Raw genomic sequence first — 13,388 nt, 5'->3', positions numbered from 1 at the left:
GGAGATTAAAAATTCCATTTGACCCTTAGGTATAGCGCATTGCCAAGCGTTTTGAATTCATCCTGGTTGCCAAAGAAGTGCTGGCTGAAGAAGGCCAGTTCCCAGTTCTCAGCAACTGAATATTGAAGACTGGGATAGACCAAAAGGAAATTCGTCCCCCCTGGCGCATACATGATACCTAATGTACCGGTAAGTAAGGGATTAAAGACCTTCATAGCCTGGAGGAAGGAAGTATGCCTGAAAGGCAGGAGGCTTTTTGCCGTTGGATTGAGTAGTAATCCCCCGCCGAATGCATTGAACCGGTTATCGCCACTGCTGTTGAGCAGGTAGGAAAGGGAGAAGTACCAACCCTTTTCCAGCGTATAATCGAGACCGGTAGTGAAGCTCAGTGTGCCAATGGTGTCGGTAAAATTACTTGCCGGGTGGAAATAGGAGGCTTCCCCTTTAAACCCGAGCTGGCCGATACTACCTGCCCAGCCGCTACCGATCACCCAATCATCCACATAGCGCCCGCCCAGGAATTGCCAGTCGTACCCCCTCAGGTTGAAGCGGTATTTCAATGCGGTCACTTGGTTCTTCCAGTCCTTGCCAGCTTTCCATGCCAGTTCCAGCGACTTCATCTCCTTTACATTGTATTGCATCCTTATCGCATCACTACCGGGTCTTTCCTCATAGTCGAAGTCGAGGTAATTGAAAGTGTTGAACAGGTCATTGGGGTTCCAGATGGTATGGATGCCCCAGTTGATCCTTTGCCGGCCAAGGGTGATGTCCCATTTCCCCTGGTGCCAGTTCAGGTTAAGCCGGTCGATATTGGTGTGCCACACGAATTCTTTTTCATTGATGGGAACAAAGGAAAGGTCCATCAGGCCATCGTCCACATCAAGGGTCTGTGCGAGTCCAGGGGTCTTGCTGACCTGGCTGCCGGCAAAAAATCGGTTACGCATCTCCGTTTTAAAACTGAAGTTACCCGGCAGTTTCAATGAAAAATTGATTCGGTTATGGAAGAGGTTCAGCCATTCTACTGAGTCCATTGAATTGAGAAAGGAAACGGAGGGCATGTTCTTAATATAGCCATGGAGCTCGGCTTTTACCTTAGGGGATGGTTGATCCTGTGCCCATACCGATAGGCAAAGGCATAGGTATAGCAACACTATCGGGAGTACCCTATTCACCATGCCGGAGTGGGGTTTGGTTGGTGTCTGAGTCAATTTGCCCGTCGACCAGGGTGATCACCCTCCTGGCCCGCTGGATGACCCTTTGGTCATGGGTGGAGAATACGAAGGTCATTTCTTCTTCCTGGTTCAGCTTTTCCATGATATCGAGCAGGTTGGCCGCCGATCTGGAATCAAGGTTGGCTGTGGGCTCGTCGGCCAATACGAACTGGGGTTTGGATGCCAATGCCCGCGCAACGGCCACCCTTTGCTGTTGCCCGCCTGACAATTCACCCGGCTTGACATCGGCTTTTTCCGGTAGGCCCACTTCCGTTAATAGTTGTTGCACCCTGGCATCCCGATCGGCTTTCTTCACTTTGAGCAGCAGCATGATGAACTCTATATTCTCTTTAGCCGTCAGAACAGGGATGAGGTTGAAGGATTGGAATACGAATCCGATATTATGCAGCCGGAAGTCGATCAGTTCATTGGCCTTGAGCCGGGTGATGTCCACGCCATTGATGATGACCTGCCCGGTCGTGGGTTCATCCAGCCCGCCGATCATGTTGAGGAGCGTGGTTTTTCCAGATCCGGATGGACCAACCAATGCCACAAATTCCCCTTTCTCAATATGCAGGTGGATATTGTTCACCGCCTTGATGGTAACAGGCCCCTGTTGGTAAACTTTTGACACATTATGTGCATCGATCACGGTCATGTTCATGGCTCAAATTTTTCTGATGGCAGTCGCCGGGTTTAACTGTAAGGCTTTCCAGGCGGGATAGATGGCAGCAATAATGGTTGCTCCCAGCGCCATCGCCCCAACCTGCCAGTAGTATATTGATTCCAGCTGCGGATATACTTTTGTTCCATAGCCATATAGGGCCAGGCCTTCCGCAAACCTTTCCAGGCTTATTCCGCTCCTGCCTGTGAGGTAAACCGTAACCCATGCCAGGGGCAGGCCTGCCATACAGCCAAGGATGGTCATCAGGATGGTCTCGGTGATGATCATGCGAAAGACCTTCGATTTGTTCAGGCCAATGGCCATCAGTACGCCAAGCTCCCTGACCCTTTCCAGCACAGCCATCAGCATGGTGTTTACGATGCCGAAAACCAATGCGACCAGGATGATCCCAATAATGATCATCATGTACTGTCCAAATGAGTCGATCATCAGCCTTAGTTCAGGCGATAACTGTTTCCAGGTTTCTGTCTTGTTTCCCGGGGATGCCTGTTGTATTAGCCTGGCAGTTTGGTCAAGGAATGCATTGTCCTTCAGCAGCACTGCTATTTCGTGTACCTGTCCCCGTAAGGTTGCGAGAGAGTCCAGTTCCTTTTGTTTGACATAAACATTGTTTTCCTCCATGGAGCTGTTGGCAGCAGTATAGATTCCGCAGATCCTGAAAGCAGATGCCGTGAGCTCCCCTTTTGTATCCTGGAAGGTAAGTACCAGTTTGCTGTTGAGTTCGAGATGTAATTTGGCCGCAAGCTTTTTCCCTATCAGCAGCTGGCTGTGGGTGGAAGTATCGAAATACCTTCCGGTAGCGGTCCTTACAGCCAGGCCTGTAACGGCGTTTTCTGCGGCAGGGTCAATACCATATATGCTCACGCCTGAGGAAGTATATGCCGAAGAGGCCATTGCGGTAATGATCATGCGTCTGGAAATGGCCCCGATCGCAGGTTCCCGGGAGAAGATGGAATCCAGTTTGGTAACATCCCTTACGGTGAACTCAGGCTCATCCAGTTCCCTGAATTGGGGATGGTGAAGCTGGATATGGGAGAGTTGTTGGGAAATGGCAGTCCGGATCTGTTCATTGGTCATGCCCCGGAAAAAGGCCAGGATAAAGATGCCCGCCCACAAGCCGATCATGACGGACCCGATGATGGTCAGGCTTCGCAAGGGGTTGCGCCAAATATTCCTCCAGGCAATTACTACCAGCATATCAGCTTCTTAAGGCATTCATGAGTTTCATCCTGAAAATTTTATAGAGGGGATAAACTGCTATCAATAGTGTGATGACCATCACCACCCTTGCCTGGGAAAAGAAAACGGAAGGGGCTGTTGATACAGGGATGATCGGTTCAAATCCATAATTCTCATAAATGGTCGCTAATTCGCCACCCAGCCGGATCGGGTGGCTGAGAAAATAGAATAGAACGGGGAGGCTGGCCAGGCTTCCGGTGACCACACCGATGAGGGTGATCATGACGATTTCGAGTAAAACGATGAAGGCCAACTGGTGTTTCTTCATGCCAATGGCGAGCATGATACCGAATTCATGTTGCCTTTCCGCCAGCATCATGAGGATGGTGCTGAAGATCCCGAAACTGATCACGAGGTAGAGCACCATGAGGGTGATCTTGTGCCCGCTGCCATCAGCAGTGATCATCTGGTCCAGCTCGGGCATCATTTCCTTCCAATCCATCAGCTCATATTGCCCGGGATCGATCTTTGCTGCCAGCCTTGATTTGATGGCCGCCAGTTCTTTTTGGTCGCTGATGATGAGTGCCCACGAACTTAACTGCCCATCCAGGCTGAAGAAGACAGCGGCCTGGTCGAGGGGCATATAGACCATTACCTTATCGAGCTCAGGAGAGCCCATTTCTACAATGCCAAGGATAGGGAAGAGCCCATTGGCACTGGAAGCCTGGTATCCTTGGCTCAGGAGGATGAGACTATCGCCAACGCCTAAGCGAAGTTTACGTGCAAGTCCGGATCCAATGATCACCCCTTTATCTTCAGGACGCAGGTATCTTCCCGCCGAGATCTTTTGTTCCAGGTTGGTGACCTGGTTTTCCTTTTTGGGGTCTATGCCAAGAACCATTACACCGGCGGTATTCTCACCGGTAGAGGCGAGGGCAAAGTTTTCGATCCTGGGTACCACGGCGGTAATGCCTTCCATGCCTGCAACCTGTTTGACCCAGCTGGTATCGGCATTAAATACATTCTCGATGCTTTTTTCCTGCCAGTAGCCCTTCTTGTGAATCTGCAGGTAGCCGGAAGAGAAGGCTACCACATTTCGGATCATGTTATCATACACGCCTTCCAGCATGGCCCACATGAAAGTGGAAAGGATAACGGCAAAACTCACTGAAGCAATGGTGATCCAGGTCCTCCTGGCATTGCGCCAGATATTTCGCCAGGCCATGCGCAGGTAGATCATTGCAATAGCTTCATGTTTTCGATGGTGAAAAATTGGTCGGCGATGGCTTTGTCAAAAAGGATATCCTTGTAGACCATGATGGTCTTCTGGCCCTTCCTGGTCAATGGGGTCATTTCCAGCCTGGCAGGCAGGATCCTTCCTCCCATGGTCTTGATCTCGCTGCTGGTCATCAGGTTAATGAGCTTCCCATTTTCATCATAGTATTCAGCCTTCAGCTGGATATAATCTTTTTTATCGATCCAGGTGATGATCTTTCCCCACACCACTGCGGCCTGGGGTTTGGGTATTAACTGGATCTTGTGGCAGGAGCGCTCCAGGATCACTTCCTCCCCAATGAAACTGTGGGTATAGTCTTCCAGGATGGAGAACTCCTTGACCAGGTCGTCATTGGTAAAATCAGTGCCCATCCAGCTTTGGCTCATCATGCTGGGCGGCAGTTTGATATTCCTTTCGATGGTGGGGATATAATTCCAGACTTCCTTTCCCCGTTTCAGGTAAACAGTACCCTTGTCTTTTACCGGTGCTTCAATACTGATCATGGCCAATTGGTTGCCCTTGGTCCAGGACCGTAGTTCCAGCTCCCTGCTCCAGGAGGGGCGGATAATTTTAATGGTGAGGTTGGCATAGGAAGTATTGCCCCTCATGTTCAGGTCTGCCTTCCTGATCACTTCGGTTGCAGATTCCTGTGGGGTCATTGCCAATAGGGACAAAAGCACCCGGAGCAATAGGAAACTGGTAATCATTCCACCAAACTCCGAAAATTACCACTCAGAAGCAAGGGTAGAGGTCAGTAGTCCAACTGATTATGGTCAACATTGGATGTAGCCATCCCAATAGGGTAACCTTACACTTAAGGATGTCCAGTATCAGAAGGGCTCAAAGAGTTCCTCTTTCCGTGCGCCCAGCCTGCCACCCAGTGCTTTGATGCGCTGGTATTCCAGTCCTGCCTTTTTGATGTATTCGAGGAATTCATACTCCGAAGCATACACCGCGAACTCATAGGGAGGACGATAGTAGTACATGAAGGAATCGAGGTCATTTCCTACGAGACCGGTGATCTTGCGCACTTTGGGCTTGGTAAATCTTTGGGCAACGAACTTATCCTGTTCTTCCAGGATCAGCCTTTCCTGGAAAGCCAGCATGCTGCGGTTGCGCCGGAAGCGGAAGACATTGATCAGTTCATCCAGGTCGAAGCCCACCCCAAAATTACCGGAGGCGGGAGGGGAAGAAGAGAATCCGATACCGGGTTTCTTGAAGTCGAAGACCTTTGCATAGTCCTTCCGGTTCTGGATGGAGTCCATTTTGTAATTGCGGGGCATCACACTAACCTCCCTTAGGGTGGTGATGTTCACATGAAGGGATATATCGAACTGTGAAGGGGTGGTGATGGTATTTACCGCGTATTTGGGCGTGGCCTTACCGAGGTAGGAAAAATAGATACTGTCCCTTTCATCCACTACAATGCTGTACCGGCCCAGGGAATCGGTTATGGTCCCTTTGCCGGAATGGGTCAACACACTCACCGAGGCGAGGGGGAAGATGCGGTTCATTTCGTAGACGGTACCGCTGACCCTGACCTGGGCGGAAGCAAACAGGCAGGAGAACAGCATAAGGGCAAGCAGCCAGATTGGTTTGGGCATCATAACGCTTAGGGTACAAGGGTACAACCAAAATCGGAAAGCGGGAAGCCTGTTAAGGATATTTAACGAAGGACCTGCGCCTTTACCACTTCCTCTACTACCCTGGGGTAATGGGCATGTTCCAGTTCATGGATCCTGGCGGCCAGGGTTTCAGGTGTATCACCTTCAAGTACCGGGCAGGTGGCCTGGAAAATGGTTCCGCCATGGTCGTATTGTTCATCCACATAATGGATGGTGATGCCGCTTTCCTTTTCACCTGCTTCGATAACGGCCGTATGGACATGGTTCCCGTACATCCCCTTCCCGCCATATTTCGGCAGTAGGGCCGGGTGGATATTGATGATGCGGTTAGGGTAAGCGGCGATCAGGGCCGAGGGTACCTTCCAGAGAAAACCTGCCAGGACAATGAAATCGATCCCTTGCTGCTGCAATTCGGTCACATAGGCATCACCCCTGAAAAACTGCTCCTTCTCGATGACCAGGCTTGGCACCTTGTGGTTGGCCGCCCTGGTCAGTACAAAGGCTTCGGGCTTATTGCTGACCACCAGGCTTACCCTAATAGCCGGATTCCCGGCAAAATGTTCCATGAGTTGCTGGGCATTGGTGCCGGAACCGGAGGCAAATATGGCCAGTTGAACGGGTTGGGAAGGAAGGGGACTTGTGTTGACAAGTGTTGACATGATCGAAGACTGAGGCTTTTCTGTTTGATTTTCAATGATATTATCTGATCGGTGGGTGGCGGCAACTGCAGTGGCCGGGTTAAGTCCCATGCGGCTACCCATCCTCTGCAGGTAGTTCCTGAAAAACCGGAACTGTCCAAAGGGTACGCTGACCAGGAGCACCATCAACGGCCAGATGAGTGTCAATAATATTATATAGGTCACCACCCACAGAACGCCTTTCTCCATGCCCAAAAAGTTCATGAGCTTTTTTCCTGCCAGGCCTGTCAGGCTTCCGCCGATGGCGAAAGTGCAGAGTACGAGGAAAAGCTGGGTGGGACTTACCTTCCATTTTCGCTGGAGCTTTTCAAACATGCGGCAAACCTAGGGAGGATTGGGGAGAACTAAGCAAAGCGGGGATGAAAATATGGGGGAGAAGGATTGGAAGGCCTTCATACGTTGGTTGGACATCAATATTCCGGCGCTTGCCCTGAAAGCATTTAAGGCAGGGCCTTTGGGGCTGTTAAACCCTTTAACAAAACTGTTTACAAATGGCACAAAAACGCCATCCGAAAAATTACACAATTCGCTGAAATGCAAGCCCAATGCGGCTAAAAAAAATTTCAGGATGTTGATATTTTGTCAATATCGTGTCATATTTTTGCAGCCGACTTGGGATATTTTTCCATTACCAACAGACATTTCCAGCTTATGATTCACTATAGATCGAATGCGAAGAGATTTGTAATCAGTATCCTTTTCCTCACTGTATTTTGTTTCGGTACGAATGTTTGGGCCCAGGATGGTAAGGCACTTTTCCAGCAAAACTGTGCTTCCTGTCATGCGGTAAACAAGAATTTGACCGGTCCGGCGCTTGCCGGGATCGAGGAAAGGGTTCCCGACAAGAAGCTGTTGTATGCCTGGATCCGTAACAACCAGGCCGTCCTGCAGACGGGCAACAAGTATTTCAACGACCTGTACAACCAGTACAACAAGGCGGCGATGAACCTGTTCCCCAACCTGACCGATGGGGAAATTGCAGCGATCATTACTTACGTTAATAAAGCTGCTAGCGAGGCTGCTGCTCCTCCCAAGGAAGAGGGCGGCGCTAAAGCAGAAGCCCAAGGCAGTGACAATTCCCTGCTCTACGGTATCCTGACGCTGGTGCTGGCCGTTATCGTGCTGATCCTGTTGCAGGTGAACTCCAACCTGAAGCGCCTGACCGACGAGAAGGAAGGTATCCCCTCTTATGAGCCCGTTCCTTTCTGGAGGAATAAGGCCTATATCGCCCTGTTCGCGGTAGTACTGTTCATCATCGGTGGTTATTTCACCATCCAGGGCGCGATCGGACTTGGACGTTCCAAGGACTACCAGCCTGAACAACCTATCTATTATTCCCACAAAGTACATGCCGGCACCAACCAGATCAACTGTCTGTATTGCCATGGTGGTGCACAGGAAGGCAAGCATGCGAATATCCCCTCCCTCAATACCTGTATGAACTGCCATATGGCGATCAACGAGTATGCCGGTGAGAAACTGTACCGTGAAGACGGTACCGAGGTTAACGGAACCGAAGAGATCAAGAAGCTTTACAAGTATACCGGTTGGGATCCCCAGGCCAAGAAATATACTGGTGAAGCCAAGCCGATCGAGTGGGTAAAGATCCACAACCTTCCTGACCATGTTTATTTCAACCACGCCCAGCACGTAAAGGCCGGTAAGGTGGCTTGTCAAACCTGTCATGGCCCGATCCAGGAAATGGGTGAAGTATACCAGTTCTCTGACCTGAGCATGGGATGGTGCGTTAACTGTCACCGCGAAAGCAAGGTGCAGTTCACCGACAACAAGTTCTACAGCATTTATGAGAAGTTCCATAACGATCTGAAGAGTGGCAAGATGGATAGCGTAACCGTAGAGAAGATCGGTGGTACAGAATGTCAGAAGTGTCACTATTAATCAAGATGCGGCCCTGGTCGCAGCCTGAATAAGCAATAGCAATAAAAACCATTTTTCATAACTAAAATCAATTCCCCTTCAGGGGTTTGGATTATATGGAGCAAAAAAAGTACTGGCAAAGTTTCGGCGAGTTGAACAACTCAGAAGCACATCAAAAGAACGCACAGGACGAGTTTAAGGAAGAGCTGCCGTTTGAGAATTTTGATGCCCAAGGCTTAACAGATGCCAAAACTCCTCGTAGGGACTTTTTGAAATACCTGGGTTTCAGCACCGCTGCTGCCGCAGTAGCTGCCAGCTGTGAAACCCCTGTAAAGAAGGCTATCCCCTTCGTTAACCGTCCCGCAGATATTACTCCGGGTGTGGCTGAATACTATGCAACAACTTATGTTGCCGGTGGTGAAGCCATTCCAGTTGTAGCCAAGGTTCGTGATGGCCGCCCCATCAAGATCGAGGGTAACGAACTGTCCAGCTTTACTAAAGGCGGTACTTCAGCAAGGGTACAGGCTTCTGTCCTGGACCTTTATGATACAGCCCGTTTGCGCTATCCCCTGGCAGATGGTAAGGAAGTTTCCACTTTCGATGCTTTCGATAAAATGGTGGGTGATGCGCTGAATGGCCTGGGTGGTGCTCCTGTAGTACTGCTGACCGGTACAATAAACTCCCCTTCCTCTAAACAAGTAATCAGCGAATTCCTCGCTAAATATCCCAATAGCCGCCACGTTCAATACGATGCGGTATCTTATACCGGCTTGTTGCTGGCCAACGAAGCCTCTTATGGCAAGCGCGCCATTCCTTCCTATCATTTCGATAAGGCAAAAGTAGTGGTGAGCCTTGGTGCTGATTTCCTCGGTACCTGGTTGAACCCCGTTGAATTCGGTAAGGCTTATTCCAAGGGTCGTAAGGTTAATCCTTCCAACCTCAACATGAGCAAGCACTACCAGTTCGAAAGCATGCTGAGCCTTACCGGCTCAAACGCTGACGAGCGTTTCACGCACCGTCCTTCCGAGACCGGCGCTGTTGCAGCTGCACTGTTGGGTGCTCTGAATGGCCAGGGCGTTAGCGGTGTGAGCGGTGATAAGCTGAAGAAAGGAATTGAAAAAGTTGCCAAGGACCTGGCAGCCCATAAGGGTCAGGCACTGGTTGTTAGCGGAAGCAACGACGTGAATGTGCAGATCCTTGTTAATGCGATCAATGAGGCCATCGGTGCCAATGGTACTACCATCAACTGGGCTGAAACCCTGCAGGTAAAGGCCGGTATCGATGCTGAAATGGCTACCCTGGTAGCTGATATGAATGCCGGTAAGATCGGAGCCCTGCTGGTTGCCGATGTTAACCCTGCATACGATTACCATGATGCTGAGCAGTTCAAGGCCGGCTTGAAGAAAGTGAAGGTATCTGTGTCTTTCAATGAGAAGAAAGACGAGACCACTGAACTGTGTAAGTATGTACTTCCCTCCAACAATTTCCTGGAGAGCTGGGGAGATGCTGAACCTAAGTCTGGCTATATCAGCCTGATCCAGCCAACCATCGCTCCGCTGTTCAAGACACGCCAGTGGCAGGAAAGCCTGCTGAAGTGGAGTGGCAATACCGCAACATTCGCTGATTACCATAAGAATTTCTGGACCGCTAAACTGGGCAGCAATGATACCTACCTGAAGGCCCTTCAGGACGGTGTGATCGAACCTGCTACCCCTGCAGTTGGTGGAGCCTCCTTCAATGCAGGAGTTGTAGCCCAGGCTGCTGCTGCTGTTGCCGGTGCCAAGAAAGGTGGTAAGGTTGAAGTGGTGTTGTACCAGAAAGTTGCCATCGGTGATGGTCGCCAGGCCAATAACCCCTGGTTGCAGGAAATGCCGGATCCCATTACCCGTGCTACCTGGGACAACTATGTGATGATGTCCCCTTCCCTGGGTAAGGAATTGTTTGGTATCGACCTTACCAACAGTACCCAGGCTGATGAATACGAGGCATTCCCCAAGAAGCCTGCGGTTAAGGTGAAGGTTGGCAATAAGAAGGAAGTGGAACTTCCGGTGTTGCTGATCCCCGGCATGAACCATGATACTATCGCCATTGCGGTTGGTTACGGACGTTCAGAGCATATTGGTAAAGCTGCTGCAGGTGTAGGACAGAATGTATTCCACCTGGCCAGCTTCAACGGAACTACCGTGATCCGCCATGCTGATGCTACAGTAGAAAAATCAGAGAACAGTGCCTTCAAGATCGCCACAACCCAGACCCATAGCAGCTATGAAGGTCGTCATGAGGTGATCAAGGAATTGTCACTGGCAGAATATACCAAGAACCCCAAGCAGATCCTGGAAGCTCGTGCCAAGGAACTGGCACCATGGGGTGGACTAGAGAATTACGAGAAGGATGGAACCATCTATCCTGTGTTTGACAAGCCCGGTATCAAGTGGGGTATGAGCATCGACCTGAACAGCTGTTACGGTTGCGGTGCCTGTGTGGTGGCTTGTAATGCTGAAAATAACGTGTCCGTTGTAGGTAAGTCTGAAGTGCTCCGTGCACACGATATGCACTGGTTGCGTATCGACCGTTACTTCACCGGTAATGTAGAAGATCCTGAAAGCATCCAGACCGTGTTCCAGCCGATGCTGTGCCAGCACTGCGATAACGCTCCTTGTGAGAACGTTTGTCCGGTAGCAGCTACCAACCACAGCTCTGAAGGCTTGAACCAGATGACCTACAACCGTTGTATCGGTACCAGGTATTGCGCTAACAACTGTCCATATAAGGTACGTCGTTTCAACTGGGCTGACTACACCGGAGCTGACAGCTTCAAGGGTAACCAGGATGAGGCCAGCGATGTGATCATGATGATGAACGATGACCTGACCCGCATGGTGCTGAACCCGGATGTTACGGTTCGTAGCCGTGGTGTGATCGAGAAGTGTTCCTTCTGCGTACAGCGTCTGCAGGAAGGTAAGCTGAAGGCCAAGAAAGAAGGCCGTCCGCTCGAGAATGGTGATGTGAAGACTGCTTGCCAGCAGGCTTGTGCCGCCGATGCCATCGTGTTCGGTAACGTTAACGACAGCAAGAGCGCTATCAGCGAGGCCCGCAAGACAAACGAAACCCGTTTGTTCTATGTACAGGAGCAGATCCACGTATTGCCGAATGTTAGCTACCTGGCCAAGGTGCGCAACACAGAAGTGATCAGCGCCCATGCCGGTGAAGAGCATCATGAAGCTGCACCAGCTGCTGAAGCCCATGGTGAGAAGCACTAATAAGGTGTTTGAAAGAACAGAAGAATAGGAAGAATAAAGAAACTAAAACCAACAAGCCGGAGGGGTGAAACCCGAAAGCTAAATGCTAATACGATATGGCATCATTAAGATACGAATCGCAAGTAAGGCAACCACTGGTAACGGGAGCCAAGTCTTACCACCAGGTAACAGAGGACATCGTTCGCCCTATTGAGATGAAGCCCACCCGTTTGTGGAAGATCGGCTTTACAATTTCAGTTGCATTGTTGTTGTTCGGTGTGTATTCTGTATATCGTGAAGTAGTTTACGGTATCGGGGAATGGAACCTGAACAAGACGATCGGTTGGGGTTGGGATATCACCAACTTCGTATGGTGGGTAGGTATCGGTCACGCGGGTACCCTGATCTCAGCGATCCTTTTGCTGTTCCGCCAGGGATGGCGTACTGGTGTGAACCGTGCAGCAGAAGCGATGACCATCTTCGCGGTAATGTGTGCCGGCCAGTTCCCCATCTTCCACATGGGACGTGTTTGGATGGCCTTCTTCGTTCTGCCTTATCCCAACAGCCGTGGTCCTTTGTGGGTGAACTTCAACTCACCACTGTTGTGGGACGTATTCGCGATCTCTACTTACTTTACTGTATCACTGTTGTTCTGGTATTCTGGTCTGATCCCTGACCTGGCTACCGTTCGTGACCGTGCAAAGGAAAAGTGGCGCAAGCACCTCTATGGTGTGCTGGCATTCGGCTGGACCGGCTCTACCAAGCACTGGCAGCGTCATGAAGCCCTTTCACTGGTGTTGGCTGGTTTGAGTACCCCACTGGTACTTTCTGTACACACCATCGTATCCTTTGACTTCGCTACCTCAGTAATCCCCGGATGGCATACCACCATCTTCCCGCCCTACTTCGTTGCGGGTGCGATCTTCTCGGGTTTTGCGATGGTACAAACCCTGCTGATCATTACCCGTAAGGTGCTGAACCTGGAAGATTATATCACCATGGAGCACATTGAAGTGATGAACAAAGTAATTGTACTGACCGGTTCTATCGTAGGTATCGCCTATATCACCGAGCTGTTCATCTCCTGGTATGGCCAGAACCCTTACGAAATGGCTGCGTTCAAGAACCGTTACGACCTCAGCACTCCATATGCATGGAGCTACTGGCTGATGATGAGCTGTAACGTGATCGCTCCCCAGTTCTTCTGGTTCAGGAAACTGAGAAGGAACCTGTTGTTCACCTTCTTCATGAGTATCATCGTAAACGTAGGTATGTGGTTCGAGCGTTTCGTGATCATCGTTACCTCTATTTACCGTGACTATATCCCAAGTAGCTGGAGTACTTATTATGCTCCTACCATCTGGGAAGTTGGATTCTACCTTGGAACCTTCGGCCTGTTCTTTACCTGTTACTTCCTGTTCTCCAAATACTTCCCGGTTATCGCTATCGCTGAGATCAAGCATATCCTGAAGAAGAATGGTGAGAGCTATAAGGATGACATGGAAAAAGAAGAGCAGTCAACCGTTGAGCATTTTGCCCACGAGCATGCACATGCTCACTAATTGAGGAAGCGTCCAGTAGAGAGGTAATTAATTTA

General features: G+C 50.2%; 11 protein-coding genes. 4 read left to right on the top strand and 7 right to left on the bottom strand.

Annotated elements, in window-relative coordinates:
* Positions 1 to 5: 5 nt before the first annotated feature.
* From KJS94_RS12920 to purN, 7 genes are all read right to left on the bottom strand, one after another.
* Positions 6 to 1,175 (bottom strand): hypothetical protein, encoded by a 1,170-nt coding sequence (locus KJS94_RS12920; protein ID WP_214447898.1) that lies wholly within the window; start codon positions 1,173 to 1,175, stop codon positions 6 to 8.
* Positions 1,165 to 1,875, bottom strand: a complete 711-nt coding sequence (locus KJS94_RS12915) for an ABC transporter ATP-binding protein (RefSeq protein ID WP_214447897.1) — start codon at positions 1,873 to 1,875, stop codon at positions 1,165 to 1,167. The genes KJS94_RS12920 and KJS94_RS12915 overlap by 11 nt, the downstream gene beginning before the upstream one ends.
* A gap of 3 nt (positions 1,876 to 1,878) precedes the next feature.
* Positions 1,879 to 3,093 carry an ABC transporter permease gene (locus tag KJS94_RS12910; RefSeq protein WP_214447896.1) on the bottom strand — a complete coding sequence of 405 codons (1,215 nt, stop codon included), beginning with the start codon at positions 3,091 to 3,093 and terminating at the stop codon, positions 1,879 to 1,881.
* Position 3,094: 1 nt separating this feature from the next.
* Positions 3,095 to 4,315, bottom strand: coding sequence for an ABC transporter permease (locus KJS94_RS12905; RefSeq protein ID WP_214447895.1), 1,221 nt, complete (start codon positions 4,313 to 4,315; stop codon positions 3,095 to 3,097).
* Complete coding sequence (locus KJS94_RS12900) at positions 4,312 to 5,058, bottom strand: outer membrane lipoprotein-sorting protein (protein WP_239804161.1); 747 nt, start codon at positions 5,056 to 5,058, stop codon at positions 4,312 to 4,314. Before KJS94_RS12900 ends, KJS94_RS12905 begins: the two co-directional genes overlap by 4 nt.
* A 123-nt stretch (positions 5,059 to 5,181) precedes the next feature.
* Positions 5,182 to 5,958 (bottom strand): peptidase associated/transthyretin-like domain-containing protein, encoded by a 777-nt coding sequence (locus tag KJS94_RS12895; protein ID WP_214447894.1) that lies wholly within the window; start codon positions 5,956 to 5,958, stop codon positions 5,182 to 5,184.
* 59 nt (positions 5,959 to 6,017) lie between these two features.
* Positions 6,018 to 6,989, bottom strand: a complete 972-nt coding sequence (purN, locus tag KJS94_RS12890) for a phosphoribosylglycinamide formyltransferase (protein ID WP_239804160.1) — start codon at positions 6,987 to 6,989, stop codon at positions 6,018 to 6,020.
* A 19-nt stretch (positions 6,990 to 7,008) separates the two neighbouring features.
* Here purN and KJS94_RS12885 point away from each other — a divergent pair, with 19 nt between their 5' ends.
* The 4 genes from KJS94_RS12885 to nrfD all read left to right on the top strand — a co-directional run bounded on the left by KJS94_RS12885 (position 7,009) and on the right by nrfD (position 13,353).
* Entirely contained in the window at positions 7,009 to 7,329 is a 321-nt protein-coding gene (locus tag KJS94_RS12885; RefSeq protein ID WP_214447893.1) for a hypothetical protein, read from the top strand.
* Positions 7,326 to 8,573 carry a c-type cytochrome gene (locus KJS94_RS12880; RefSeq protein WP_214447892.1) on the top strand — a complete coding sequence of 416 codons (1,248 nt, stop codon included), beginning with the start codon at positions 7,326 to 7,328 and terminating at the stop codon, positions 8,571 to 8,573. The genes KJS94_RS12885 and KJS94_RS12880 overlap by 4 nt, the downstream gene beginning before the upstream one ends.
* 95 nt (positions 8,574 to 8,668) lie before the next feature.
* A complete protein-coding gene (locus KJS94_RS12875; protein WP_214447891.1) occupies positions 8,669 to 11,812 on the top strand; it encodes a TAT-variant-translocated molybdopterin oxidoreductase in 3,144 nt (1,047 codons plus the stop codon).
* Between the two features lie 95 nt (positions 11,813 to 11,907).
* On the top strand, positions 11,908 to 13,353 hold the full coding sequence (nrfD, locus tag KJS94_RS12870) for an NrfD/PsrC family molybdoenzyme membrane anchor subunit (protein WP_214447890.1): 1,446 nt from the start codon (positions 11,908 to 11,910) through the stop codon (positions 13,351 to 13,353).
* The last annotated feature ends 35 nt before the right edge of the window (positions 13,354 to 13,388 follow it).

Origin of the sequence: Flavihumibacter rivuli (genome assembly GCF_018595685.2) — a bacterium.
GTDB classification, from domain to species: Bacteria; Bacteroidota; Bacteroidia; order Chitinophagales; family Chitinophagaceae; genus Flavihumibacter; species Flavihumibacter rivuli.
This window is presented reverse-complemented; position numbering and strand designations above follow the sequence as displayed.